Source organism: Atopobium minutum 10063974 (genome assembly GCF_000364325.1).
Classification (GTDB): Bacteria; Actinomycetota; Coriobacteriia; order Coriobacteriales; family Atopobiaceae; genus Atopobium; species Atopobium minutum.
Map to the genome: position 1 here is coordinate 315,466 of NZ_KB822533.1, position 26,957 is coordinate 342,422.

25 protein-coding genes, 1 tRNA gene and 1 pseudogene are annotated in these 26,957 nt (G+C 51.2%); 18 read left to right on the forward strand and 9 right to left on the reverse strand.

What is annotated here, in order from left to right; all coding sequences use genetic code 11:
• The first annotated feature begins 80 nt into the window (after positions 1-80).
• The 7 genes from HMPREF1091_RS01540 (at position 81) to HMPREF1091_RS01570 (ending at position 8,632) form a co-directional block, all read left to right on the forward strand.
• Complete coding sequence (locus tag HMPREF1091_RS01540; protein ID WP_002563075.1) at positions 81-2,141, forward strand: elongation factor G; 2,061 nt, start codon at positions 81-83, stop codon at positions 2,139-2,141.
• A 228-nt stretch (positions 2,142-2,369) separates the two neighbouring features.
• The gene (locus HMPREF1091_RS01545; RefSeq protein WP_035424503.1) at positions 2,370-3,725 is read left to right on the forward strand and encodes a hemolysin family protein; all 1,356 of its coding nucleotides are present in this window, start codon (positions 2,370-2,372) and stop codon (positions 3,723-3,725) included.
• Positions 3,726-3,967: 242 nt separating this feature from the next.
• Positions 3,968-4,597, forward strand: coding sequence for a hypothetical protein (locus HMPREF1091_RS01550; RefSeq protein WP_143273464.1), 630 nt, complete (start codon positions 3,968-3,970; stop codon positions 4,595-4,597).
• A gap of 30 nt (positions 4,598-4,627) precedes the next feature.
• Positions 4,628-5,284, forward strand: coding sequence for a cyanophycin synthetase family protein (locus HMPREF1091_RS07955; protein WP_002563078.1), 657 nt, complete (start codon positions 4,628-4,630; stop codon positions 5,282-5,284).
• A gap of 127 nt (positions 5,285-5,411) precedes the next feature.
• Positions 5,412-5,918, forward strand: coding sequence for a YtxH domain-containing protein (locus tag HMPREF1091_RS01560; RefSeq protein ID WP_002563079.1), 507 nt, complete (start codon positions 5,412-5,414; stop codon positions 5,916-5,918).
• Between the two features lie 52 nt (positions 5,919-5,970).
• Positions 5,971-7,014 carry a hypothetical protein gene (locus HMPREF1091_RS07960; protein ID WP_051058315.1) on the forward strand — a complete coding sequence of 348 codons (1,044 nt, stop codon included), beginning with the start codon at positions 5,971-5,973 and terminating at the stop codon, positions 7,012-7,014.
• Between the two features lie 64 nt (positions 7,015-7,078).
• On the forward strand, positions 7,079-8,632 hold the full coding sequence (locus tag HMPREF1091_RS01570; protein WP_002563081.1) for a polysaccharide deacetylase family protein: 1,554 nt from the start codon (positions 7,079-7,081) through the stop codon (positions 8,630-8,632).
• A gap of 71 nt (positions 8,633-8,703) precedes the next feature.
• Here the strand turns inward: HMPREF1091_RS01570 and HMPREF1091_RS01575 are convergent, their stop codons facing one another.
• The 4 genes from HMPREF1091_RS01575 to HMPREF1091_RS01590 all read right to left on the reverse strand — a co-directional run bounded on the left by HMPREF1091_RS01575 (position 8,704) and on the right by HMPREF1091_RS01590 (position 13,065).
• A complete protein-coding gene (locus HMPREF1091_RS01575; RefSeq protein WP_002563082.1) occupies positions 8,704-10,041 on the reverse strand; it encodes an Nramp family divalent metal transporter in 1,338 nt (445 codons plus the stop codon).
• Between the two features lies 1 nt (position 10,042).
• Positions 10,043-11,875, reverse strand: a complete 1,833-nt coding sequence (locus HMPREF1091_RS01580; RefSeq protein WP_002563083.1) for a magnesium transporter — start codon at positions 11,873-11,875, stop codon at positions 10,043-10,045.
• A 411-nt stretch (positions 11,876-12,286) separates the two neighbouring features.
• Positions 12,287-12,838 (reverse strand): LemA family protein, encoded by a 552-nt coding sequence (locus HMPREF1091_RS01585; protein WP_002563084.1) that lies wholly within the window; start codon positions 12,836-12,838, stop codon positions 12,287-12,289.
• A gap of 137 nt (positions 12,839-12,975) precedes the next feature.
• A tRNA-Ser gene (locus tag HMPREF1091_RS01590) sits at positions 12,976-13,065 on the reverse strand.
• Between the two features lie 66 nt (positions 13,066-13,131).
• Between HMPREF1091_RS01590 and tadA the strand changes: the two genes are divergently transcribed.
• Positions 13,132-13,710 carry a tRNA adenosine(34) deaminase TadA gene (gene tadA / locus HMPREF1091_RS01595; protein WP_002563085.1) on the forward strand — a complete coding sequence of 193 codons (579 nt, stop codon included), beginning with the start codon at positions 13,132-13,134 and terminating at the stop codon, positions 13,708-13,710.
• Positions 13,711-13,722: 12 nt separating this feature from the next.
• Here the strand turns inward: tadA and yfcE are convergent, their stop codons facing one another.
• Together yfcE and HMPREF1091_RS01605 are read right to left on the reverse strand one after the other, a co-directional pair.
• A complete protein-coding gene (gene yfcE / locus HMPREF1091_RS01600) occupies positions 13,723-14,265 on the reverse strand; it encodes a phosphodiesterase (RefSeq protein ID WP_002563086.1) in 543 nt (180 codons plus the stop codon).
• Between the two features lie 202 nt (positions 14,266-14,467).
• The gene (locus HMPREF1091_RS01605) at positions 14,468-14,656 is read right to left on the reverse strand and encodes a DUF362 domain-containing protein (RefSeq protein WP_002563087.1); all 189 of its coding nucleotides are present in this window, start codon (positions 14,654-14,656) and stop codon (positions 14,468-14,470) included.
• A gap of 328 nt (positions 14,657-14,984) precedes the next feature.
• On the opposite strand from HMPREF1091_RS01605, the gene dnaK reads away from it, so the two are divergent.
• The 10 genes and pseudogenes from dnaK (at position 14,985) to HMPREF1091_RS08390 (ending at position 24,772) form a co-directional block, all read left to right on the forward strand.
• Entirely contained in the window at positions 14,985-16,886 is a 1,902-nt protein-coding gene (dnaK, locus tag HMPREF1091_RS01610; protein ID WP_002563088.1) for a molecular chaperone DnaK, read from the forward strand.
• A gap of 11 nt (positions 16,887-16,897) precedes the next feature.
• Entirely contained in the window at positions 16,898-17,680 is a 783-nt protein-coding gene (locus tag HMPREF1091_RS01615; RefSeq protein WP_002563089.1) for a nucleotide exchange factor GrpE, read from the forward strand.
• A gap of 66 nt (positions 17,681-17,746) precedes the next feature.
• A complete protein-coding gene (locus HMPREF1091_RS01620) occupies positions 17,747-18,655 on the forward strand; it encodes a DnaJ C-terminal domain-containing protein (protein ID WP_002563090.1) in 909 nt (302 codons plus the stop codon).
• Position 18,656: 1 nt separating this feature from the next.
• Positions 18,657-19,082: a heat shock protein transcriptional repressor HspR gene (locus HMPREF1091_RS01625; RefSeq protein WP_002563091.1), complete on the forward strand. Its 426-nt coding sequence runs from the start codon at positions 18,657-18,659 to the stop codon at positions 19,080-19,082.
• A 189-nt stretch (positions 19,083-19,271) separates the two neighbouring features.
• Positions 19,272-20,294, forward strand: a complete 1,023-nt coding sequence (locus HMPREF1091_RS01630) for an SPFH domain-containing protein (protein ID WP_002563092.1) — start codon at positions 19,272-19,274, stop codon at positions 20,292-20,294.
• 11 nt (positions 20,295-20,305) lie between these two features.
• Positions 20,306-20,482 carry an Arc family DNA-binding protein gene (locus HMPREF1091_RS08205; protein ID WP_021736131.1) on the forward strand — a complete coding sequence of 59 codons (177 nt, stop codon included), beginning with the start codon at positions 20,306-20,308 and terminating at the stop codon, positions 20,480-20,482.
• A 228-nt stretch (positions 20,483-20,710) separates the two neighbouring features.
• Entirely contained in the window at positions 20,711-23,299 is a 2,589-nt protein-coding gene (gene clpB / locus HMPREF1091_RS01635) for an ATP-dependent chaperone ClpB (RefSeq protein WP_002563093.1), read from the forward strand.
• 168 nt (positions 23,300-23,467) lie between these two features.
• Positions 23,468-23,527 (forward strand): annotated as a pseudogene (locus tag HMPREF1091_RS08555) (zinc-ribbon domain-containing protein); the annotation flags it as partial.
• 108 nt (positions 23,528-23,635) lie between these two features.
• Positions 23,636-24,544, forward strand: a complete 909-nt coding sequence (locus HMPREF1091_RS01640; protein WP_196792747.1) for a PASTA domain-containing protein — start codon at positions 23,636-23,638, stop codon at positions 24,542-24,544.
• Positions 24,545-24,547: 3 nt separating this feature from the next.
• Positions 24,548-24,772, forward strand: coding sequence for a hypothetical protein (locus HMPREF1091_RS08390; protein ID WP_002563095.1), 225 nt, complete (start codon positions 24,548-24,550; stop codon positions 24,770-24,772).
• An 80-nt stretch (positions 24,773-24,852) separates the two neighbouring features.
• Here HMPREF1091_RS08390 and mscL read toward each other — a convergent pair whose 3' ends face one another.
• The 3 genes from mscL to HMPREF1091_RS01660 all read right to left on the reverse strand — a co-directional run bounded on the left by mscL (position 24,853) and on the right by HMPREF1091_RS01660 (position 26,928).
• Positions 24,853-25,329, reverse strand: a complete 477-nt coding sequence (gene mscL / locus HMPREF1091_RS01650; RefSeq protein ID WP_002563096.1) for a large conductance mechanosensitive channel protein MscL — start codon at positions 25,327-25,329, stop codon at positions 24,853-24,855.
• A gap of 100 nt (positions 25,330-25,429) precedes the next feature.
• On the reverse strand, positions 25,430-25,924 hold the full coding sequence (locus HMPREF1091_RS01655; protein ID WP_002563097.1) for a hypothetical protein: 495 nt from the start codon (positions 25,922-25,924) through the stop codon (positions 25,430-25,432).
• A 173-nt stretch (positions 25,925-26,097) separates the two neighbouring features.
• Complete coding sequence (locus HMPREF1091_RS01660; RefSeq protein ID WP_002563098.1) at positions 26,098-26,928, reverse strand: MBL fold metallo-hydrolase; 831 nt, start codon at positions 26,926-26,928, stop codon at positions 26,098-26,100.
• Between the last annotated feature and the right edge of the window lie 29 nt (positions 26,929-26,957).

The window sequence follows — 26,957 nt, forward strand, 5'->3', positions numbered from 1 at the left end:
TTGCCACACAGTCATGCGGGTCCACCTCCTGGCTGTGCTGCGACCGTAAGGCTCGAGCATACTCGTGCGAGGAGGCTATCATGTCACAGCTAGACAAAGTTAGGAATGTGGTTTTGGTAGGACAAGGCGGCGTGGGCAAAACCATGCTGGCCGAAGCCATGTTGCATCTCTCAGGCAAAACATCAAGGCTGGGTGGCCATGCGGGAACTAAGCCCACGCTAGATTATGATGAGCAAGAAGAGCGTCGTTCCTTCTCTATCTCCACATCTATTGCGCCCATTATCTGGCAAAACACCCGTATCAACGTGTTGGACGCCCCCTGCTATCCCGATTTTATCGGTGATGCCTACGCCGCAATGAGCGCCTGTGAAACTGCTCTCTTTATGGTAGACGCCACTGAGGGCGCACAAACCACTACCACGCGTCTGTGGTATGCAGCAGAAGATCTGTCTTTGTCGCGTGCAATTTTTGTCAACCGTTTTGATAAGACCGAGAAGGACTTCTATGATGTTCTGCTCGATCTGCAAGAGCACTTTGGTAATCGCTTGGGCGCCGTAACGCTGCCCTGGGGCTCTGGCGATACCTTTGAGGGTGTTATTGACGTTATCCATATGGTTGCTCGTAAGCTGGTTGATGGCAAACCGGTTGAGCAGCCCATTCCAGAAGCATATGCAGGCATGGCTCAAGCTGCCCATGATTCACTCTGTGATCTGGTTGTAGAGGCAGATGACGAGCTCATGCTTAAATATTTAGATGGCGGTCAACTCAGTCAAGATGAGCTGGAAAGTTTGCTCCATCAGGCCATCGTTAAGCGCATTTTTGTGCCCGTGTTTGCAGGTTCTTGTGTGCACGAAGAAGGCATTATTTCCTTCATGAACAATGTGGTGGAATACTTCCCCACGCCACAAGACTACGGCCCCGTGCCGCTTGTTAATGGTACGGCACTCAACATTGATCCTGGTGATGATCGTCCTGCTGTTTTTGTGTTCAAATCTTTGAATGACACGCAGTCTGGCCGTCTGTCCTTTATTAAGGTGCTGGCGGGCACGGTTAAGGCTGGCACAGAGCTTATCAATGCGCGCACCCGCAAGACTGAGCGCCTTACTCACCTCTATATGATGTGCGGTCATGCAACCGCAGATGTTGACGTTGCGGCTGCGGGTGATATTGTGGTTGTCCCCAAGTTGGACGCCATGACGGGAGACACCCTTTCCGTAACAGGCAAGGTAGAGGCTGCTTCCTTCCGCTTCCCCAACTCGCTGTACCGAATTGCCATCGAGCCCGATAAGCGTGGCACAGAAGACAAACTGTTCACGTTCTTGGAGAAGAGCTGCGATGCAGATCCAACCATGAGTGTTTTTCATGACGAAGAAACCGGTCAAACCATCATCTCCGCCATTGGTGAGGCGCAGGTTTCCGTTTTGCTGGAGCGCTTAGAGGAGCGTACAGGCATTACCGCTCACACCACCGCTCTGCGCATTCCGTATCGCGAGACCATCCGTCACACCGCCTCTGCCCAAGGCCGTCACAAAAAGCAAACGGGTGGAGCAGGACAATATGGTGATTGTTGGCTGCGTGTAGAGCCCAACCCCATGGTTGGCTATGAGTTTGTGGATGAGGTCGTGGGTGGCCACATTCCCCGCGGCTTCATTCCCGCTATCGATAAGGGCGTTCAAGAGACCATGAAGGAAGGCGTTTTAGCCGGCTATCCCATGATTGACGTCAAGGTTGCGGTATATGAAGGCTCGTATCACCCGGTAGACTCTAATGAAATGGCCTTTAAGACGGCGGCGCGCCTTGCCTTTAACAAGGCGGTTGAACAAGCAGAGCCGGTATTGCTTGAACCTATGGCTCACATGGAGGTCTCCATTCCAGAGAGCTACGCCGGATCCATCATGGGAGATATCTCTGCAAGCCGTGGCCGCGTTGAGGGCATGGAAGTTACCGATAAGGGCTTGACCTGCATTAGCGCTACAGTTCCCCTGGCAGAAGTTGCAGATTATGCAACAAGACTTCGTTCGCTTTCTCGTGGCACCGGCGAGTTTAGCCTTGAGATATCTGGCTACGAGCAAGTGCCTCATGACGTTCAGCAGCGTCTGGCAGATGAGTATGCTGCCAAGCGCGCAGCGGGTACAAAGTAGGCGTACCAGCAAAAGACATCAGTTCACGGCTCATAAACATGACTGGTAAGAATGCCTTTTGAACTGGGTATATAGGGCTGCACTTGTGGAGGCGAGTGCAGCCTTTTTTACAGCCATTTTTGTGTGACAAGTGCGTGCATACAACGATGCAGGTAAAGCTGGTAAACTACTCGTATGTTGTTTGCTGGCGTAGGAGCGCCAACGTTTTTGGAGGATGCGATTTCTCGCATGGACATAGTTATATCAATTGTTGTTACCGTACTTCTCACCTTAGTAAACGGATACTTTTCTATGGCAGAAATGGCTTTGTCTACAGCAAAGCGTACGCTGCTTGAGCATGAAGCATCGGAAGGGGATGCCCGTGCGGCTGTTGCAGCCCAAGCGGTTGAAAATCCGGATTCATTTTTAGCGGCAATTCAAGTGGCCATTACCTTGGTAGGCTTTGCGTCATCTGCCTTTGCGGCAACCAGCCTATCGGCACCCTTTGCAGCTTGGATGATCTCTTTGGGCCTTGCGGCGTCCGCAGCTCAGGTGGCAGCACCGGTCATCATTACCCTGCTTATCTCGTATTTTTCCATCGTAATAGGCGAGCTCACGCCCAAACGCATAGCCCTCAGTGACGCGGAGCGCATTGCAGAGGCTGTGGCCGGTCCGCTTATGGCTTTTTCAACCATTGCTCGTCCTTTGGTATGGCTTACCTCTGCCAGTGCAGATGGCGTGGCGCGCGTGCTGCATCTTAAGGCAACGTCTGACCGCCAAATGGTCTCCGAGGATGAGATCAGATATCTGGTAACGGACACAGATGAGTTGTCCGAAGAAGAAAAGTCTATGATCCACGAGGTCATTGGCTTGGGAGATACTATTGCTCGTGAGGTCATGGTTCCGCGTGTGGACATGACTGCTGTGGAGGACTGTCTGTCTTGCGAGGCCGTGTTGGACATCATGCGCACCACGGGCTTCTCGCGCATTCCCGTGTACCATGAGGAAGTTGACCACATTATTGGCATTGCTCACATCAAGGATCTGATCGAGTCGGTTTTGGCTGGCGAGAAAATCGAGCGCTCCGTCTCTCAGTACGTCCGCAAGGCGGATTTTGTACCCGACACCAAGGACATCATTCCGCTGCTTTCTCAGATGCGTGCCGATCATGCGCAGATGGTCATCGTGGTGGACGAGTATGGCGGAACTGCCGGCGTGGTTACGATAGAGGACATCGTGGAGGAAGTTGTGGGCGAGATTGAGGATGAGTTTGACCCAGACAACCGGTACCTCACCCAGCTTTCGGATACAGAATGGCTGGTAGATGGCCGCTATTCCATAGATGATGCCATAGAGCTTGGCTGGCCTTTGGCGGACTCAGGCGAGTACGAAACCATAGCGGGCTTTGTGCTGGACCAGGCGGACTCTCTTCCCAATGCTGGCGAGAAGTTCGTGGTAGATGGATGGACGTTTAAGGTGGTTTCCGTGCGTGGCCGGCGCATTGCAAAGGTGCGTGTGAGTGCTCCCAAACCTACCTCCACCGACGATGCTGCCGCCTTAGCCACCACAGATGCTCTTGACGGAAAATCTCATACCGTTCGCTAGATGGTGAACGGTATTTGTGCAGGTATACGTTCCTTCAAACAGTTTCCACATCATATTGGTAGTATGAGCGGGTAAAATTTTTACGCACATACAAATACGGTTCGGCAGAGCAGGGGTAAACACAAAAGTAGGTTTCCCAAGCTCTTGTCGGCGAGGCACAAATCAACTCTAATTAAACAACGCCTCAAATATCGCGGCAGCGCGTGCTTGGTATTGCTGTTGCGACGGATAAAGGATGTAGTTTGTTTAGTAGTTCCAACAAGGTACGAATGTGGTTACTTGGTGTGGGTGTCACGCTTGCTTTTATGCAGCTTGATAGCCTGCCAGCCCTTGCTGAGGATGTTCAAGCAATTGGTGTGGGTGACACCACCTCTGAGGTTACTTCAAGCAATGGTTTCCATACGGCTAAAGCCAATGGCTCCGGTAATGAATCTTCGGTACAAGCGCTTTTGGACACCCACCAACACCTGACCTATCAGGTTCACAAACTTGGCCCTACCGAGACCAACATTAAGCCCGGTGCGGTAATCCAGGACGGTGTTGTGGTTATTAACCAAGATCAAGGCTGGAAAAGTGGTCGTGCTTCGGCCTATACCATTGCCGACAATACCGGTGGTACTGCAACTGCTTCTGGTATACCTCTGACCGAGACCAGCATGACGGTGGCCGTCCCCATCTCATCACGCCATCTTATCGGCAAAAAGGTAGAAATTTACTACAATGGGACTACCGTTACAGCAACCGTTACTGATACTGGTGGATTTGCTCCCTATGGGCGTGATCTTGATCTAGCTGGTGGCGTGTGGCGCGCATTGGGTGCCAACTCCACTGAGGGCTGGGGTGTTAGAACGGTGAGCTACCGTTTTCTCTAAGCATAACAAGCACAGGGAGGCTTTTGTTTGATGGGCCAAATAATCGAAATTCAAAAACTAACCGTTGGACCCCGCTACCTAACCGCACGCATTCATATTGATGAAGAAGCTCCCCTGTTTACAAACGAGGATCTTGAGGGCACCACGCGTGTTTACAATCTCATGCCCCAAATATGTGAGCATGCCTGCTTTGGCGATACAGGAAAAACCTTTAAGGACGCTTTGCCTGCTACCGAGATTGCCCATCTGTTTGAGCATGTTTCGGTAGAACTTATTGCGCGCACTGGTTTGGGCGGAGCTGTTTCTGCGGGTCGTACCATACCTATTACCAGCGTGGACACCCGCACCTTTGATGTTAGCTTGGACTGCCCCGATGATGCGTTGGTCGCCGGCGCACTTTCTAGTGCTGCTTGGATTTTACAGTGGGCCTACACCGGTGGCGGCAATCCCGAGCCAGGCATCGATGCCATTGTAGAGGGTCTTGTCGGCATGGTTGCCTCTTTAGATGATGTATCTGCTGATGAGCACAATGACGCACCCGCCCCCGCGCAGGAAGGCACATCTGTCCCTGATCAGGCAGCCGCCATGGACGAAACATCTGATGACGAGCAGAAACTTGCTCCTGAGGCAGAGCTGCGCGCAGAGCTGCGCGCAGAGTCTGACGCAGCAGAGCCTGGTGTAGAGTAGCGCGTTGGTCATATCTACGATATCTATCAACTAAGAATGGGCGTTTTACGTACACCACACTGGTATACTTAAGCGCATAACCGAGTACGTATCGCCAGGCTTTGCTGGCTGTATGGAAGGACGCAAGATGAGCAAAAAGAGTGGATTTGGATTTGTGCTGGGTACTGTTTTTGGCGCAACTATAGGTACGGTAGCCGGCTTAATGCTTGCCCCTCGCTCCGGTGCAGAGAGTCGTGGTATGGCTGCTGATGTCATGAACGACGCGTGGGATAGTGCAAAGGATGCCTATGAGGCAACCAGCCAGTCCACTGCCGAGAAGGTCGCTCACATTCGTCCTATGGTGGATGCCACCACCGATGAGCTGCGCGCAAAGGTAGATGCTGCACGTGAGCGCATGGATCAGGTTCGCAGCTCTTTGTCTGATACCGTTGCTGTTGCTTCTGTTCAGGCTCAGGATGTTATTTCTAACATTACCAGCCAGGTAAACAGCGTTGTTAATGAGGTTACTGCTAACGACCCCATAGAGGTAGAGGTCCAGGTAGAGGTAGAAAAAGCTGATGACGCTCCATCTAACAGCGCACAGAGCGCAGATCACACGGAGGCTGCAAACAATACAGAGCAGGCAGAAGCCTAAGTAGCCCGCTATACTCAGTACTGCAAGGTAAAAACTGCTAAGGCGCTATCTTGTGGTAGCGCCTTTTTCTTTTATTACTTTCGATAAAGCACAACAAAGCTGCGAGGTGCCCATGCTGTCGCTTTCTCAAATCCAAAACAGCAAAGTTTTTACAACCAAGCCTACCAAACAGACAGATGAGCTTGCTCTTAAGCGTTTGGGCAAGGTCCACCAGCTTGTATTTGCACCTGACGGTAAGCAAGTTGTTGGCTTTATGGTCAAACGCCCCGACGTAGTTGGCATGATCAAGCGCGACGATGTGTTTTTGGCGTTTGACTCGTTTGCCGTTTGCGATGAGGGTCTGTATTGCACTAACGAGAAGACCGGCATGGGTCAGCCAGCCATCAAGCGCCTTGGTCTTGACTGGGAAAAGTGCCTTATCTGGGCCGGCATGGACGTGTCCACAGCAAGTGGCAAGAACCTTGGCTACATTGTTGATTGTGACTTCAATACTGCTACCGGCGTGGTGCAAACCTTTAAGGTCTCCAACAGCGGCGCGGCTAATGCGCTCATTGGCACGATACACATTCCAGCCGATTGCATGCAGGGCTACCACAACCAAACCATGATTGTCTCAGATGACGTTCCTGTGCAGACCTTCTCGGGAGGCTTTGCTGCTAAGGCTGGCCAAGCCGTTGGTGCTGCTCAGGTAGCTGGCGCGCAAGCTGGCAAAAAGATAGCGCAAACCGCCGATAAGGCCTTGGAAAAAGGCTCATATTCTTTAGGACGCGCCTTGGGCAAGGCAAAACATGCTGTCATTGAAGCTACACAGCTTGATCCGGACGTGCCAGAGCTTGAAGCACAGGGAGTCAAAATTTCTGTGTCTGATCCAACCAAATCAGCCGCATCTGAGTCCCGCACAGCAGACAAGAGCGATCCCCAAAAATCTGCAGCTCAAGATAGGAGTGCGGTAGGTTCTGCATCGGCAGCCGCAAAGAAAAAATCCTCTTCCGATGACGCTACGGCAAAGGCTGCGCGCGCGTTTGGTAGAAACCTTTCAAAAACGCGTGGGATGTTTGCTGCGTTTAAGGAAGAATTTGATAAGAACAGCAAGTAAACCGTTATATACTCTTGAATGAACAAAGGCTTTCAAACAAAGTTTAAACACGCTCGGAGGGCACATGGCACGATCTGGTGATCATTACACACCGCATTCCCGTAAGGATACTTCCACCAATAAGGCTTCCACACGTAAGGCTTCTACCAACGGCGCACCGTCTCAGGGTCCTGCGCGCACAGGCGCACATATGAATACTGCTTCTGGCACTTCTCGCCAAAGTACGCCGCGCTTTACCCCTACGGGCAAAGCGGGTGGGTATGCGGGGGCAACGCAAAATAGCCCTGCTTCTAAGAACCCCTATTTGCAGGCGCAGCGTTCCAATAGCACTGCCCAGCGTGAACATGTTGGTTTTGTAACAGCCGACAAGGGCTTTGTTGCTACCAAGCGCCCTATAACGGGGAATAAGCGACCCAAACGAGGCATAACACGTCGCGACTTTGTGATGCTGGGCGGTCTGGCTGCTATAGCCGCGGCCCTGCCCATTGGCTGGAATATCTTCCGCCCTGTTGAGGTGGTCATCAATGGTGCTCGCCGCACCTATACCGTAAATACCGCGCTGAGCGACATCATTGCTAAAGAAAAGATTAGCGTAACCGCAGGTAACCTCACGAGTGTTTCCGGCAAGGTTCTTACGGAGGGCAAGGGTTACGCGTATTCGGTCAAGGTGGACGATAAGGACCTGTCGTTTGATGACGGCAACAAGTACAAAATCCACGGCGGTGAAACCATTACCATTGGTAATGGCGGCGACATTATGGAGGAGTACACCACCGAGATGGTAGAAACTCAGCCCAAGCTTACGATGGATGGTGCTTGGGGCGGCGTCACCTACGTTTCTCAATGGGGAAAAGTTGAGAAAAAAGAGCTCCGTACCGGCAAAACCTCTGGTGAAACCGCTGACGGCGAGGTAAAGCAAGAGGGTCAGGACTGCGTGCTCAAGACCCGTAATCTGCAGCCCAAGGACGGCAAAAAGCTCATCTCCATTACCTTTGACGATGGCCCAAGCGTTTACACGGAGCGCTACCTCAAGATCTTGAAGGATCGCGGTGTGGTTGCCACCTTCTTTAATCTGGGTGAGAACGTGGATTCTATGCCCGAGCTCTCCAAAAAGGTTATTGATGATGGTCATGAGATCATGAGCCACACCTACCATCATGATGTACTTACCAAAGACTCCGCCGAGCGCGTTCAGTCTGAGCTAGACAGCAGCTTTGAGTCCATCAAGAAGGCCACGGGCGTAGAGACCACCATGATTCGTCCGCCGTACGGCGCCTTTACCGAGAAGACCTGGTTGGTTACGCAGGGTAAAATGAGCGCTTCCATTTTGTGGAACCAAGATTCACTGGATTGGTCTCGTCCTGGTGTGGATAAGATTGTTGCTAACGCAATTAATGGCATCCAGCCGGGCTATATTATCTTGATGCATGACGGCGGCGGCCCACGTGAGCAGGACCTTGAGGCTCTGCCGCAGATTATTGATAAGCTTCATGACCAGGGCTATACCTTTGTAACCATTACAGATCTTATGAAGGCAGACGGCAATGTGCCTGAGGACATCGTAACAGGTAAGGCAAAGATGCCCGAAGATGCCGTTTGGCCTACCGAGATAGGCTAGCAGTTGAACAATGAGGGCTGTCCTAAAATTAGGACAGCCCTCATGCTATTTGTTATAGAGTTGCGGTTCTGTTAGATGCCCATAGCCTGTAGGGCAAACATTATGACGGTCAAGATGGTAATAGCAACAATAACAAACCAGGTAAGACCATTCCAGATTTTGCCATTGCGATACTTGCCCATAAGATGAGTGTCGCTGGCAAGTAAAACCATGCAGACAAGCAAAACAGGCAAGGTAATGCCGTTAATGATCTGCGCAACCATCAAAATGCCAAATAGATCTATATGGGGGATCAAAACAATCAAGGCACTGAGGATGGTAATGGTTGTAATAATGCCACGATAGATGGGCGCCTCATGCCAGTTGCGGTCTGCGCCACGTTCCCAACCAAAGGCCTCGCATACGGCACTTGCAGTAATGCCTGGTAGTACACACGCTGCCAAAAAGGAAGCTCCAACCAAACCAATAGCAAAGAGGGCAGAAGCATACTGTCCTGCCAAAGGAACAAGAGCACGTGCTGCATCTGAGGCACTGGTCACCGCAATGCCTGCGGGGAAGAGCACAGCGCCGGTGGTGAGAATAATAAACCAAGCAATAATGCTCTGAGCTACGGCACCAGAGACATTATCGGCACGCTGAGCAGGAATATCTGACTCATCGAGGTTTTTCTCGACAACATTGCTGGAAACCATAAAGATCATGTAGGGCGAGATTGTGGTACCAACACTTGCTACCAGCAAAGAAATGTAGGCGGTGCTGCTGTTGAGCTGCGGGACAATGGTTTTGTACAGTGCCATGTTCCAGTCCGGCTTGCCAATAATGCCCGAGACAATATAGGTGATAAAGACCGAGCTAATAACCAGCAGGATTTTTTCGATACGTCGGTACGACCCGCTCATAGTAAGAATCCAGGTACCAATAGCAGCCACGGGAACGCTGGCATAAATGGGCACACCAAACAGCAGCATACTGGAGGCAATGCCGGCAAATTCGGAAATGGTTACCGCAAAGTTTGCGATGATAAGCGCCAGCATGGCCAAAGCGGAAATACGCACGCCAAAGCGCTCTCTAATAAGAGAGGCAAAGCCTTTACCGGTGGCACAGCCCATGCGAGCGGAGGTTTCTTGGACCACTACCAGTAGCAGCGTCATGATGGGAATGGTCCACAGCATGGTAAAACCAAAGGAAGCCCCGGAGGTAGAGAAGGTAGCAATGCCGCCGGCATCCATACCCGCAAATGAGGTAAGAATGCCAGGACCCATAGCGGTTAGGATGGCAGCAATGCCCGCTTTACCAGCCTTGCCTGCTGCTGTGTGAGAAGAGCTTGCTAAAGCGTCTGAAGCGGCGTCTTTGGTAGAGTGCTGGGATGTACTTTGTGTTGGTGTGGACTTGTGCGTTTGTGCTGCCATGCTATACACCAATTCCGTACACCAAAACAGCAGCAGTAGCTATAAAGACCAATGCCGAGATGACCATGGCTACAGCAGCAAGAGAGGTACCCGAGTTTTCCAGATTTTTCTCGTCACGCTTACGCAGGATGGTTAGATACAGCGGAGTGAGTGCAAAGGAAACCAGAATGCCCACAACGCAAGAGCTAATGCCCTCCATTAAAATGGTGTTTTGCACGCTGTTTTGAGAAACCACGCTTACTAGGCTGCCAGAAATCAAGCCTACAAGCAGGGAAAATACTATGCCAAGACCAAGGGAGGACAGGGCAAAGCCAAGCATGGTAGGAGCGTCCTCATCATCTGGGTCATATTCGATAAAGGAATTGGTTACCAGGTTTGCTGCATCGTTACCGGCGATAATAGCAACGGGAAGCATAGCGCCCAAGAGGAAAATATTGAGCCAGCCTTGGGAAGCAAACAGAGCAGCCAAACCAATAAGGCTGAGCATCCATATAAAGAACCACATCTCATTGCGCATGAGCCACAAGATGCCCTCCATGGACCGGTGGCCCTCGGAATCACCGCTGGAAGCACCGGCAATCTGTAGGTCTTCTGCGTGCTCTTCCTCCAAGACGTCTAGCGCATCGTCTACGGTTACAATGCCCAGAAGATGGCGATTATCGTCTACAACGGGCAGGGCAAGCAGGTTGTACTTAGCAATGGTCTCTGCAACATCTTCCTGGTCGTCCTCGGGGCTTGCAACAATCAGTTCGTCTTCAATGGCAATGTCCGATAGCTTGGTGTTAGATCCAGCAATAACAAGCGCGCGCAAGGTAACCAAACCGCTAAGACGTCCTTCCGCGTCTTTGAGATAGATGTAGTGGACAGTCTCAAAGTCCTCATCCAAACTGCGCAGGGCTTCTATGGCATCGTTGACCGTGGCATCTTGCGACACCAGCACGGCTTCGGAGGTCATGATACGACCAGCGGTATCTTCCTTATAGCCCAACAGCTGCCTAACGGCCTTTTGCTCTTTAACACCCATCAAGCGCAAGAGCTTCTCGGCCTTTGCGTAATCGAGTTCGGAAACCAGCTCTGCTGCATCATCGGGGTCCATCTCGGATAACATGCGCGAGGCGTCAAGCTCTGCCATGTCACCCATGATTTCTGCTGCTTGGTCATCATTAAGCTCCGCCATGGCCTCTGCCGCCTGCGTATCATCAAGCTGGGCAAAAACCTGCCCGCGCAAACGGGGGTCGAGCTGCTCGATAATATCTGCGATGTCTGCCGGGTGCAGCTCATCGAGGGTTTTATGGGTAACGGAGAGCTTTACGTTGGAGAGGTCACGATCCAACAGGTCCATGTAGTTCCAGGCAATAACACGCTCGGGGAGATCTTTGCCAAAGTTGCGCATTACGCGCACCACGAGCTTCTCGATAGTGGGAGAAAGCGAGCGGAGCAGGCCGCGCACACCAACCTCCGCACCCAGCAAGCGCAGCTGGCTGGAGCTGGTGTCCGATAGCTTGAGATCGTTTACGCGAACTACCTTCATACCGCGCGTGTCTACAATCTGCTTGTTAAGCAGATCGCGGGCGATAAGCACTTCTTCCGGCTGAAGATATGAGAACCTGATATCCGTAGAGGGAACGGTAAGGTGGACTTCTTCTTCATCAAAGGACGCTACATACTTGCGCCACGAAATCATGAAAGGGGTCTTGCCGGGGCCTTGGAAGGCAAGAGAGGTAATGCGAGGAAAGACCTCGCCTGTTGCAATGCCAAGGTCATTGACGACACCAATTTTATTGCCATCAGCATCAAGTACTGGGTTTCCCAAAAGCTGGGAGAGATAAATCATGCATGCTCCTTCCAGCTGTGTACAAAAAACGTGTACACAAGCGTAGCGCCGCTTACGCGGTGCCGGTCATACCCCTCGTGGTAGACTCGGCAGAGCACACCACGGGGGCTATCGACTGTGAGGTCGAGGTTTCATGTTGCCCCTTCTACGAGACTGCAAAAAAGCGCTGTACATACAAGGTTTAGCGCATTCTTATTGTACACAGCATTTTAAAAAAGAGCGGCAAAAATGCCAATTTCTTGTTTAATCTATTTTTATTTCTGGGCGGGGTTGTGCGGGCGCGCAAACGAGAAGCCCTTGCTGCATTTGTGCACATAAAACCCCTACGGCATGGTACTTGTGGCCGTAGGGGTCTGCGTTACACGTGAACTTTACGCGTGAACATTACGTGTGAGCTGTATTTAGCAGCGCTTAGAAGGAAACCTTGGGAGCCTGACGATCAGCTTCACTGGCGACCTCAAAGCCCTTACGTGCGGTAAAGCCGCCAAACCCAGCAATCAAAACACCGGGGAATGTTTGGATGGCGTTGTTGTAATTAAGCACACAATCGTTAAAGCTCATGCGAGCATAGGAGATCTTGTCCTCGGTGTCTGCAAGGTCTGTTTGGAGCTGCTGGAAGTTTGTGTTTGCCTTGAGCTCAGGGTAGGACTCAGACAACGCAAACAGCTGGCGCAATGCTCCGGTAATCTGGTTGTTTGCATCCATAGCCTGCTCGGGCGTGGAGGCGTTGACGTAATTGCTGCGAGCCTGAATAACTGCCTCAAGCGTTTGGGATTCGTGAGAGGCATAGCCCTTTACCGTCTCTACCAAATTAGGGATGAGGTCACTACGACGCTGCAACTGTGTATCGATAGTTTGCCAAGCGTTGTCACAGCGATTACGCAGACCAACAATGTTGTTGTACAGGCCTATAAACATAAAGACGAGTACAGCAATGATTACGATGGCAATAAGTACGGGCATAGGAGTCCTTTCTCAGTGTCGCTGACTACAAGCGCAACGACGTATCATTAGTATACCCATCCTTATTACAAAGGTATATAAAAAGCCTTGCAACATACATCAGAAGTGTTTACGCTGCAAGGCTCATATCAGGCAAATGGCGGAGGGAGAGAGATTCGAACTCTCGGAACGCACAAACGCTCAACGGTTTTCAAGACCGCCGCATTCAACCACTCTGCCATCCCTCCGTGGTGTAGCTATTCTAGCGCATCTCACGCTACTATAGAGTCGTCAACTTTAATTTAAGGTGGTCTATGTCTATTTCGCGCACAACACAGCCAAGCCTTGAGCGACAAGCCCCTGGTGATTCCCAGGCAGATGCTCAGAATGCCCAGGCTCAACAGGACGAGAAGTTCATGCAGCTTGCACTAGAAGAAGCTATGCTGGCAGCCGCAGAAGGCGAGGTACCCATTGGCGCGGTGGTAGTGTGTGCTGGTGAGGTTGTGGCGCGGGCACACAACAGGCGTGAGCAGGATTTGGATCCCTCGGCGCATGCGGAGTTTTTGGCCATGGTTGCTGCCAGTCAAGCGCTCAAGAGGTGGCGCTTGAGCCGTTGCACCGTATACGTCACGTTGGAACCCTGCAGTATGTGTGCAGGACTTATGGTTAATGCGCGTATAGACAGGTGCGTGTATGGTGCGGCTGATCCAAAAGCAGGCGCACTAGGAACCCTCTATGACATGAGTCATGACGCGCGGCTCAATCATGAGTTTGCCGTAACAGCAGGTGTACGAGCGGATGAGGCCGCCCAGTTGCTGCGCGACTTCTTTCGGGTTCGAAGGGCTTCTCGTCAAAAAACAAGCCAAACAAGTGATCCTAACAACAATAAGTAGCTGCTGCTAGCGTTAGAGAAGAATGTGGTACAGCTTACCGTCCTCGTACAGGCCGTAGCTGTGGCTGCCATCTTTAGGGATGCTTATTGATCCAGGATTGAACAGCGTAATGCCATCATGACCGTCCACCTGCTGATGAACCTTTTTGTGTGTGTGGCCATACAAAAAGATGTCGCCTGGATTGAGGGTAGGCCATCTGTCAACACTGTTGTGCAAGCCCGGTCCCCATATATGGCCGTGGCTTAAAAAGATAGTCTTATTGGTCTGAGGGTCAAAGAGGGTATTGGAATCCGCCATACAAGCAAAATCCAGCACCATCTGATCCACTTCTGCCTCGCAATTCCCGCGGCAGGCAATGATTGAAGGCGCGAGCGGATTAAGTAGTTCAATAACCCTTTTAGGATCATACTCGCGCGGAAGGTCGTTTCTGGGGCCGTGGTAGAGCAGGTCTCCTAACAGCACCAAACGGTCGGGTTTTTGAGCGGATACGGCTTCAACGAGTTTTTGACACCAGTATGCAGAGCCGTGGATATCCGAGGCGATAAGTAATTTCATACTACCTCCAGCTGTCTTGTCTGTAGCTAGTATAGCTTGAATGGGGTCTCGCAAAACAAAGTGCCACCATAAAGTAAGGCACCATCTCAAAGCAAAGCGCTGCCTTAAAACAAAGTGCTCTACAAAAGAAAAGGGACCGCGAGGAACGGTCCCTTAGCTGTCTCTTACTGAGAAAGACGAGGTTGTAAGAGGATGCCTACAACTAGTCTTCCACAATCTCGGTGATAGCACCGGTGGGGCAGGCATCCAAGCAAGCGCCGCAGGCAATGCAGGAATCCGCATCCATTACCTGAGCGCACTCATCGCCCAGCTCAAGAACATCGCAAGGGCATGCGTCTACACAGGCGCCGCAAGATACGCACTCATCGGCAACAATAACTGGGTGAGACATGATATTCTCCATTCCTTCTTATTTCTCAACTCGCGTACATCCCTCCCCGAATGTAGCTATGCGAGTGATTCCTCGGGTTGAGAATAGCATCAGCGGGGCGTAAATCAAGCACAAAAGTGGATTCTTTTTAAAGATGTTGGAAATTTCTACGAGAAGTTTCTGCAGGTAAACTAGTAGGAATTAGTTGAGAGCTCAAAGTTTAAATGTGTGCAATTAAAAAATATATCAATAAGTCACTTAGATTTTGTATAGTGGTCCAAAGCATGGGTATCAACCAAAATGTACAACAGTACTAGCGCACACGCTAGCATATTTGGAAGGATAGATTATGGGTAACAAAATTCTTGGTATCGACCTCGGTACTACTAACTCAGCAATGGCAGTTTTGGAGGGCGGCGAGCCTACTATTATTGTTAACGCAGAAGGAGACCGCACTACTCCCTCTGTGGTAAGTTTCCGCTCTGATGACCGCGTGGTGGGCAAGGCAGCAAAAAACAGTGCTGTTGCAAACCCCACAAACACGGTCTTCTCGATCAAGCGCTTCATGGGTCGTCGCTTTGACGAGGTAAGCTCTGAGCTCAAGACCGTTCCTTACACCGTAAAGTCTGGTCAGGGCGGCCGTTCCGTTGTAGAAATTGACGGCGAGGACTTCACTCCAGAGCAAGTATCCGCAATGATTCTCTCTAAGATGAAGGCAGATGCAGAGAAGTACTTGGGAGAGACCGTAACGGATGCAGTTATTACCGTTCCTGCATACTTTAATGACGCACAGCGTCAGGCAACTAAGGATGCCGGTAAAATTGCAGGTCTGAATGTTCAGCGTATTGTTAACGAGCCTACGGCTGCTGCTTTGGCCTACGGCCTTGATAAGAAGCAGACCGAGCAAAAGGTACTCGTTTTTGACCTGGGCGGCGGCACCTTTGATGTCTCCTTGCTTGACCTTGCGGACGGTGTTGTAGAGGTTTTGGCCACCAACGGAGACAATCACCTGGGTGGTGATGACTGGGACCAGCGCATTATTGACTGGATGGCAGACAAGTTTAAGGCCGAGAATGGCATTGATTTGCGCAATGATCCTATGACGCTTCAGCGTCTTAAGGAGGCAGCAGAAAACGCCAAGAAGGAGCTGTCTGCTTCTTCTCAAACCACCATTAACCTGCCCTTTATTGCCATGGATGCAAACGGTCCTAAGAACCTGATGTATGACCTGTCCCGCGCAGAGTTTGAGCGCATTTCTCGCGATCTGCTCGATCGCTGCAAGGAGCCGGTAACCAAGGCCTTGCATGATGCAAATGTTGCTATCTCTGAGGTAGACGAGGTTATTCTTGTTGGTGGTTCCAGCCGTATGCCAGCTGTTCAAAATCTGGTCAAGCAGATGACGGGCAAGCAACCCAATATGTCTGTTAACCCGGACGAGGTAGTTGCAGACGGTGCAGCTGTTCAGGCCGGCGTTCTAACCGGTGACGTGGAGGGTATCTTGCTGCTGGATGTAACGCCCCTGTCCCTTGGCGTAGAGACCATGGGCGGCGTTATGACCAAGATGATTGATCGTAACACCACCATTCCTACCTCCAAGACCGAGGTGTACTCCACTGCTGCAGACAACCAGACCTCGGTAGAGATCAACGTTTTGCAGGGTGAGCGCGAGCTTGCGCGTGACAACAAGAGCCTGGGTCGCTTCCAGCTTGAGGGCATTCCTGCCGCACGCCGTGGTACACCTCAGATTGAGGTCACCTTTGATATTGACGCAAACGGCATTGTTAAGGTAACCGCAAAGGATAAGGCCACGGGCAAGTCTCAGCAGATCACTATTTCTGGTTCCACCGCGCTTTCCGATGATGAAGTGGATCGTATGGTTAAGGACGCCGAGGCTCACGCAGAAGAGGATAAGCGTCAGAAGGATGAGATTGAGATCCGCAATCAGACTGACTCTTTGGCTTACAGCACCGAGCAAACCCTTAAGGAGCTGGGCGATAAGGTAGAAGAGGGCCTCAAGAATGAGGTTCAGGCCGCCGTTGATGAGGCCAAGAAGGCTCTTGAGGGCACTGACATTGAGGCAATCAAGTCTGCTTCCGAGAAACTCCAGGAGGTTGGCCACAAGCTTGCAGAGGTTGTGTACTCTGCAGCAAATGAGCAAGCTACAGCAGACGCTTCTGCAACGTCTTCTGATGCTTCCGATGATGTGGTTGATGCAGACTACGAGGTAGTAGACGACAACAAAGAAGAGTAAGGGGATCGGACATGTCTGAGGACACACAAAAGCCCAAGGATGCCGAGAAACCCGAAGAGCTTGAGCAACAAACACAAGCGCAAGACGGGGTAACAGGCGCTGACGACTCGGCCAGCGCCACCCCCGGCGCGTCTGCTCAGATGGATGAAGAAGCCCTGGTTGCAGAGGCAATTCGTCGTGGAGAAGCAGCGGCAGAGGCTGACATGAAGGCGCAGGCAGACACCATCCGTTCTGAGCGCGATGAGCTGGCAACCAAGCTTGAAGAAGCCCTGGAAGCTAAAGAAACAGCACAGCAGCGAGCTGCTCGCATACAGGCGGACTGGGAAAATTATCGCAAGCGCACCGCTGGTGAGCGTCTTGCGGAGCGCGCTTTAGCTACCGAGAAGCTCGTGCTTAATTTGCTTCCCGTTATCGATGATCTTGAGCGTGCTTTAGCTCATGCCAATACGGTTTCCGAAGGCAATGAGGATTTGGCTTCGTTTGCTAGCGGCGTAGATGCTGTGCGCACCAAGTTTGTGGACGTGCTTGGTCGCGAGGGGGTTGAGGTCATTGACCCCGCAGGCGAGCCGTTTGACCCCCTGGCTCATCAGGCCGTAGGGCGCGTGGATGATACCAATGACTTTGCAGATACGGTGCGCGACGTATATCAGTTGGGGTACCGTATGGGAACCAAAGTCATTCGTCCCGCTATGGTAAGCGTGACGTTTAATGGGCCAACGCGTCCAGAGCCAGCTGTGGAAGAGCCGGCAGATGAGGCTTCTGCTGCGGATGAAGCAGCAGACAAGCCCGAGTAACATAACACAGAGCTCACGCCCGGGTCCTTCTCGGGCGTAGCTGTTTGAAGGGAGGCGAACTTCTCCATGGCAAAGCAAAAGACCTATTACGACGTTCTTGGCGTGAAGAAAAACGCCACCCAAGACGAGATTAAAAAAGCGTTTCGCTCGCTTGCCCGTACTTATCATCCTGATGCCGGTGGTGACGAGAAGAAATTCAAGGAAATCAGCGAGGCCTATGACGTACTTTCTGACGAGAATAAGCGTCGTGAGTATGACCAAATGCTTATGTTTGGCGGACCAGGCAACGGCAGGTATCAGACCTACACCAATGGCACAGGCTCAGGTTTTAACTGGGCAGATGTGATTAACTCTGCCGGTGGTGGTATGGGCGGATTTGATTTCTCTAGCATTTTTGGCGGTGCAGCCAATCGTCCCCAAAAGGGCAGTGATCTATCCCTTGCGGTAGAGGTAAGTTTTGATGAAGCCTTTGAGGGCACAACGCGCAAGGTTACTTATCGTATCCCCTCTACGGGTGAGCAGCAAACCCTTACGGTAAAGGTTCCTGCTGGTGCCGTGCAGGGCGGTAAACTGCGCTTTAAGGGTCGCGGAGAGTACGGCCGTAATGGCGGAACACGCGGTGACTTGGTGGTTACTACCAATATTGCCGAGCATCCCCTGTTTAAACGCGATGGTGCCGATGTACACATAGAGCTTCCTATTAGCATGTACGAGGCTGCCTTAGGCTGTGTTTGTGAGGTGCCCACACCTCAGCATTCTACGGTTTCTATTAAGATTCCCGCAGGTACACAGGATGGCAAGAAGATGCGCTTGCGCGATTTGGGCGCACCCAATGTTAAGCGCAAGGGGAGCCGTGGTGCGCTGTACGTAGAGATCCGCGTAAAGATTCCAACGCATCTAAGCGAGAAGGAGCGCACTGAGCTTGAGGCATTGCTCAAAGACGATACGCGTACGTATCGAAAGGATGTGAAATAGTATGGCTCTGGGCGAAGATAGTTTTCCTACAGGCAAGGATAAGCCGCTTTATATGATTAGCGTTGCTGCAGAACTTACGGGTATGCATCCTCAAACGCTGCGTATTTATGAGCAAAAAGGCCTGGTTAATCCTGGTAGGTCTCGCGGCAATACACGCCTATATTCCGTGCGCGATATTGAGCGCATTAACCTTATTAATAAGCTTACCGATGAGGGCATTAATCTAGCGGGCGTTATTCGTATTTTGGATATGCGGGAGCGCTATCATGAGCAAGAAGAAGAGATAATCACCTTGCGTGCTCGTATTCGTGAGCTTGAGGATGAGGTGCGCGAGCTTAAGATGCGCGAGCGTATTACCGCTTTGGCGCGCTATGAGGGTTCGAGTCCAGAAGTAGTCATGCGGGGCCTTCTTGGTGAGTATCACTAGCGGCTGCATAGGGCACGCTCCATAAGCACGTACATAATCTGTTTTGGGTACATGTAAGTGAAAATCGGTGGAGATACGTTCCTCGCCGATTTTTCTTGTATAAAGAAACCAATGTGATATCATAACGATATATAGAGTCCAGCGCTTCTATAGGAGAAGCTCGCAACTCATCGTGTAGAAAGAGGCATCATGTCCCAGAAAAATACAAACGCAAGCGTCGAGAAGGAGCTACATGCCCAAAGCGGTTGGCTTATGTTGGCAGTGACCCTCGTTTTATTCCTTGCGGCTATTCTCTTTTTTATCCAGTTTGTTGCCCAGATGATTCAGATCGATGAACTTGGTATGATGCCAGGGTTTACAGATTTTATTCCACTTGTCATCTCTATTGTGTGTTTTATTGTTGCCATAAATCTTTCTAATGGGTTTTTTAGTTTGCAGCCTGGTCAAGCCCGTGTATGTGTCCTGTTTGGTGATTATGTGGGTACTGTTCGTGATACAGGTTTCCGTTGGGCTAATCCTTTTTATGCAAGAAGCCTAGGTGGTGCACATGTGGTTGGCACCAAAAACAACGTATTTACTAATCAAATAGAAGCAGCAGAAAGCCTTCATAAGTCTATTATTTCTGTCCGTGAGCGCACCCATAATGGAGATCGCATAAAGGTAAATGACCGTATGGGCAACCCTATTGAGATTGCAACTGTGGTTGTATGGCATGTGGCAGACACCGCCAAGGCGCTGTTTGACGTGGACGATTACGAGTCTTATGTAAGCATGCAAACAGAAACGGCTTTGCGCCATGTTGCGAGCGTGTATGCCTATGATCACATGGAGGATGACGATACTGCTGCTACCTCCATTACTTTGCGCACCAATATTGAAGAAGTATCCGATACGCTGCAAAAAGAGCTGGAAAACAGGCTTGCTCCCGCAGGAGTTGCTGTAAGTGATGCTCGCTTGACCCACCTTGCGTATTCATCTGAGATTGCCCAAGCAATGCTGCGTCGTCAGCAAGCAGAGGCAGTTATCGCTGCTCGAAAGAAGATCGTAGAGGGTGCAGTGTCCATGGTAGATATGGCGCTTAAACAACTTTCTCGTGACGGCGTTGTAGAAATGGACGAAGAGCGCAAGGCTACCATGGCTTCCAACCTTATGGTTGTCCTGTGTGGCGAAGCCGAAGCACAACCTGTTCTTAATACAGGCTCCTTGTACTAAGCTGAAATATTGTGGCAACACGTAAACAATACCCTCTAAGAATTGACCCAGACATCTGGGATGCTGTTCAACGTTGGGCAAATGATGAAATGCGCAGTTCAAATAGCCAGATTGAGTGGATACTGCGGGATGCACTCAAGCGCTATGGACGGCTACCAAAAGATTCTTCAAAACAAACTATGAAATAGAGTGAGCACCGTATAGAGAATGTCTTTATACGGTGCCTCTTTGTGAGGAGAGCTCTGGGAGCCTCATCCTGTCTTAAAACTCAGTTCCTTTATGCTTGCTCATCAAAAGAGAGTGCTTAGATAATCTTATATAGATAGACTTAGATTTTTGAATAAACCTCCTCTCACGGGGAATACTTCGTAGTGATAAAACACGCGGAGACTCCGCATTGTGAGAGGAGTATGAGTATGAGAATTGATAAATGGGCGGTAACTGCCCAAGAAGCATTACAAGCGTCGGTTGGTATTGCCAGTGAGGCACAGGCGGGCGCGGTGGAACCAATCCATTTGCTCAAGGCGCTTATGAGTGGTGGCGAGCACAATCTTAAGGCCATTGTGGAGCGCATTGGCGCGGATCCTCATCTGATTAAGGGACAGGTAGATGCCAAGATTGCCGGGATGCCCAAGGTGTCCGGTGGCATTGCTCAGATGGGGCTGTCCAACGAGTTTGGGCGCGTAGCAGATGCTGCAGAAAAATTTGCTACCAGCATGGATGACGCATACGTGACCTCGGAACATCTGCTATGTGCTTTGTGCCAGGTAAAAAGTGATGCCTCCAATATTTTATCGGCGGCAGGCGTTACCGATAAGCGCGTGCGTGAAGCGTATGCAAGCCTGCGCGGGGACGAGCGCGTTACCTCTCAAGACAACAAGCAGCAGTTTGATGCGCTTGAGCAATATGGTCGCAATGTGACAAATCTGGCGCGTCAAGGCAAGCTTGATCCGGTTATTGGTCGTGTGGAGGAAATCCGCCATACCATCCAGGTGCTTAGCCGTCGTACCAAGAATAACCCAGTGCTTATCGGCGAACCAGGCGTTGGTAAAACCGCTATTGTAGAGGGCCTGGCGCAGCGCATTGCGTCTGGTGATGTGCCGTCTACGCTTAAGGATCATGACGTTATTGAGCTGGATATGAGCGCGCTGGTGGCGGGCGCCAAGTATCGTGGTGAGTTTGAGGACCGCCTTAAGAGTGTGCTCAAGGAGGTCAAACAGGCAAACGGCCGCGTGGTGCTGTTTATAGATGAGCTGCACACCATTGTGGGCGCCGGTGCGACCGAAGGCACCATGGACGCAGGCAACATCCTTAAGCCTGCACTTGCCCGTGGTGAGCTGCATGCTATTGGTGCTACAACCCTGGATGAGTACCGCAAATATATCGAGAAGGACGCGGCGCTGGCACGTCGTTTCCAAACCGTTTTGGTTTCTGAACCCTCTGTTGAGGACACCATTTCTATTTTACGTGGCCTTAAAGAGAAGTATGAGCTGCATCATGGCGTGCGCATTACCGATGCGGCCTTGGTAAGCGCGGCGGATCTTTCCAACCGCTACATTGCAGACCGCTTCTTGCCGGATAAAGCTATTGACCTGGTAGATGAGGCTGCCAGTCGCCTGCGTATGGAGCTGGATTCCATGCCCTCAGAGATTGATGCGGTAGATCGTCAGCTTACCCAGATGCAGATAGAAGAGCAGGCACTGCTCAAGGAAGAGGATGTTGCCAGTAAGGAGCGCCTCGATGCCCTGCGTGCAGAGATGGCTGATGTGCGCGAGAAGCTCGACACCATGAAGGCAGATTGGCAAAACGAGAAAAGCGCCATCGACCGCGTGCAGCAGCTCAAGCAGCAGTTGGATGATGCTCGGGGTGAGGAGGAGCGCACCACCCGTTCTGGAGATTTAGCTCGTGCGTCTGAGCTGCGCTATTCTACCATTCCAACGCTTCAACGTGAGTATGATGAAGCAGAGCAGATCTTGGCCTCTAAGCAAGAAAGCGGTGCACTGCTTAAAGAGGAGGTTACGAGCGAGGAAATCGCTGCGGTGGTATCTGCTTGGACAGGCGTACCGGTATCTAAGATGATGCAGGGAGAGATTGAAAAGCTCAAGAACCTTGAGGCACAGCTGCATAAACGCGTAATCGGTCAGGATGAAGCAGTATCTGCGGTGGCTGCTGCAGTGCGCCGTAGCCGCGCTGGCCTGTCTGATCCCAATCGTCCCATTGGTAGCTTCTTCTTCCTAGGACCCACGGGTGTGGGCAAGACTGAGCTTGCAAAGGCGCTGGCAGAGTGCCTGTTTGATGATGAGCGTGCCTTGGTGCGTATCGATATGTCTGAGTACATGGAGAAGTTTAGCGTCCAGCGCCTTATCGGTGCTCCTCCAGGATATGTGGGCTATGACGAAGGTGGCCAGCTTACCGAGGCGGTGCGTCGTCGTCCCTATGCAGTAATCTTGTTGGATGAGATGGAAAAAGCTCACCCCGACGTCTTTAACGTGCTGCTCCAGGTGCTGGATGACGGACATCTTACGGATGGTCAGGGCCGTGTGGTCAACTTCAAGAACACCATCATTATCATGACCAGTAATATTGGCTCTCAATTTATTGCGGGTGCTCAAGCTTCGGATGACCCCAAAGAGCTCACCAAAAAGATTGATGAAGCCATGCGTCAAGCCTTCCGCCCGGAATTTCTCAACCGTATTGATGATGTGGTTACCTTTACGCCACTTGGTCTTTCGGATATCGAGAAAATCGTGGACATTCAGCTTAAGGATGTTCGTAAGCGCCTTTCTCGCGAGCGTATTGAGCTTGAACTTTCGCCTTCCGCGCTGCAATCCTTGGCACTTGATGGACTTGACCCCGTGTATGGCGCTCGTCCGCTCAAGCGCTTGATTCAGCGCCAGGTAGTGGACAATGTTGCCAACCTCATTATTGAGGGAACGCTTACAGAAGGCGATACGGTCTTTATGGATGTGGGAGACGATGGCAAGTTGATTGCTCAGCGTGCTTAAGCGAGTTTTCTTAGGTAACTAACAGCTATCTACGTTTGTAGGTAGCTGTTTTTGTATGGCTTTGACCTGTTGAATGTTTTTAGAGTAGACCACTCCCATGGAGTGACTTTGACTTTAAAGCATTTTCGGGTAAGGTTATTTCTTGATAAAATACCAACGGGGGTTGTTATGATTTGTCCTAACTGCGGTACAGAAATCCCCGAGGGGATGGCGTACTGTCCATCGTGTAGCCAAAAGGTGATAAAACACCTATCTGAAGAGGCCTCTGCACTGGCTTCACTTGAGGCACAAAGTATACCGGTCGCACCAAAAGATGTATCAGGAGCACCAAAAGGTGTGCAGGATACACCAGGTGTATCAGACGCGTTAGGTACGTCACCTACTACAGACATACCAAAGGCGTCAGCTGTGTCAGGCGCCTTAGATATCTCAGATACCTCCGACACAGCAAAGACAGTAAGTGTTTCTGAGTCTGCTCAAGATCAAAAAATTTCCTCGGAGGTGCTTCCGCACTATGACGAGCATAGCGTGGTAGTTCGCCCGGTAGAGGAGAGCGAGCCCATTTTAGCCTCTTCGGATTCTCGCCCTAAAACGCGTGAAGAAAAGCGTGCTATGCGTGCTCGGTTGCGTACCATGCGCATTGCTCTAGCGCGTGGCATTGAACAGCACGGTGACCCCCACCTGCATGTGCACGATAACGATCTTTCTGCTAAGGCAGCCCCTGTGCAGCCCATTTCCCAGGTTAAAGAAGTGCATATGTTTCGTCGCCAGATCATTATGGGGATCATACTTGCTCTTATAATTTTGACCGTGTTAAGCGGCTTGTATGGGGCGTGGAACTCAGGGCTTATCGGTGGTGTGGTTGTTCCGGATGTCCGAGGTCGCAATGCAGCAGATGCAACGGCTGTTCTTACCGATGCTGGCTTTACCGTTAACCTGGATACGGCCTACGTAGATGGTGCGTCGGGTCTGGTGGTATCCATGACTCCAGAGCCGGGTGAAAGGCAGTCGCACGGCCAACTTATTACGGTGCAGGTGAGCGAGCCTCGCGTTATACCAAATGTTGTTGGTAAGACCTATCGAGAAGCCAGTGCGGAGCTGGATGCGCGTGGCTATACCACCGTGGTTGTTGTGGGTGTTGATGCAGTGAAGGACTCTGATATTGTGTTTGCTGTCTCTCCAGACCAAGGTACGGCGCTAACGGCTTCTCAACCCGTTACCCTTACTGTGTATCGTGCGGAGTAGCGTATGTCTTCCGATAATTCCAAGCGTTCCGATAAGCAACCAGTTAAGCCACAGTCCAAGCCACCAGCCAAGCAACCATCCAAGCCGCCAACCCACCCAAAAAATAAGAAAGCTGCGGAAGACCGCAGCTTTGCTCGACCAATAAATGAAGATGATGACGGTTATGATCCCTGGTCAGATAGGCCAGCCAAACGCGAACCCTTGTTTCAAGCTGATCCGTGGAACTAGGCTTACGCCAGATAGATACGTGCATGAGTTAAGCACTTACGTCGGTTAAACGCCTGCGCCAATGGGACATTCACGCCAATTTACGCATCTGCACCAGACATATGAGCGACGTCATCAGAAGAAGCGTTGGGCAGCACAGAGGTGCAGTGGGGGCACCTTGTTGCATTTTGTGCAATCTCTGTCTTGCAGTAAGGGCAGGTACGAGCAGCAGCCTGCTTGGTATCGTCCTCCTGTTTTTTGAAAATCTTTGCGGCCTCTTGGGCGGATTTCACGACGCGCAGCAGCATAAATACCACAAGGGCAGTAATTAAAAAGTTAATAATGGCACCGATAAAAGCACCAAAATCAATGGCCTGCTCACTGCCGGGAATGGGGATGGAAAGACCAGAAACATTGCCCGTGCCACGTGTTGCGGCGGTAATAAGGGGGTTGATGATGTAGGTAATAAGCGCCGTTACAATGGCTGTAAAACCGCCACCAATAATTACACCAACAGCCATATCCATCATATTGCCGCGATTTATAAACTCGCCGAATTCCTTCAAAAATTTCTTCATGGGGGTACCCTCTCCTTGGTAGTGCTCCCTTTTACTTTTTAAGTGCTCATGGCTTGAGCATGAGACAGATGTCTCTCAATAGCCATCTATTAAAAATACTCTATGCAGCCGTATGGCCGATAAAATGCCAGAGAATTGCCACAAGCACCGCAAGGCCCGTCACGACAAGTACGGTAATAACGGCAGAGCCAATCCTTGAGCGTCGTTCATGTGCCGAGAAAATCGTGCGGCGCCCTTTGGGTATGGACAAGTACTGTCCATAGGGAAGATCATGACGCAGCTGGGGCATCTCATTGCGGGACTTGCGATACGCGCGACCAGAAAGTGGGCTGTTCGTGTGCGCGGTATAGTTTGAATCATGGCCAGCATGTGCGTAAGCATCATCCACGGCAAGATCGTCCACAGGGTCAACGGTGCGATGGGGGTTGCTTGGCCTTACATAGCTACGGTGACGGATGTTCGCATCCTTTGTGGCGGCATCTTTTGCACTGTTGTAAGAAGCCGGCGAGGCAGAATTTTGTTGCGGGTCAACAAAAGGATTTTCTGCAAGAGGAAACTCTTGGTCGGTGTGCATATCAGAATTGTCCTGTGACATTGCGCTCTCCCGTACAAAGATGCTATGAGCCATAGGTGTCATGAGCTATAAGAGATAAGACCTACTCATATCATACCTGTTTTCCCAGTTTGCGTGTGGTGATTGACGGGAGGGCTTGTCGATAAGCTCGTACAGGCTTGCCGCTCGATAAACTCGTACAGGCTTGCCGCCAGTTACGCTATGGCTACGGGGGCATCCTGAGCTGCGCACATAAGCTGCAAGGAACCGTCGGTTGTGGCCGCGCGGGTGCCGGTTTCATTTTGTGGAACTGCACCAACGGCGTGCGACAGGGCTGTAACCGCCAAGCTCGGACGGTTATTTTCTTGCGATATATGCATACCTATTACGTGCTCGGTCCTTCTCGTAACCAGTGTACTCAGGGCGTCGCAGGCCTGAGCGTTTGATAAATGGCCCCGCTCGCCACCAATACGCTCTCGTAAAAAGAGGGGGTAGGAGCTGTGTGCAAGCAGTTTTGGGTCATGGTTGGTCTCCAAGGCAAGAATGCGCGTGTCGTTCAAAAGCTCCTGGGCAGCCTGCGTAAGCACGCCCGAATCCGTGCAGTAGCCCACGCAATCTCCGTGAGCTTCAAACCTAAAGCCAATGGGGTCGGCCACATCATGGGAAGTGGGAAAACAGCCCACGCGAATGTCTCCAATTTCAAAATCTGCATCACGCGCGATGATGTCAAAGGGCAACGCCGCTAAGTGCTTGCGCGCAGTGGCGGTACCTTTGGTTGTAAGCAAAGGCCCTTCGGTGTGCTTACACCACACACTCAAGCCGGCGGTGTGGTCAGAATGCTCATGGGTTAAAAGCGTTGCCGCAATATCAGACAGGTCAAGGTTGAGCGCGGCGGCACGGTGTGTGAGCTCGCGATAAGAAATACCACAATCGATTAAAATTTTAGTCCTGTCAGATGCCACTACGCAGGCGTTTCCCTTAGATCCGCTTGCTAGAATATAGAGCGTAAGCTGCGGTTTCTGAGCATCAAAAAGAGTGTTTGTCATACAAGCCTTTCTCAACAACGTAGTTGTAG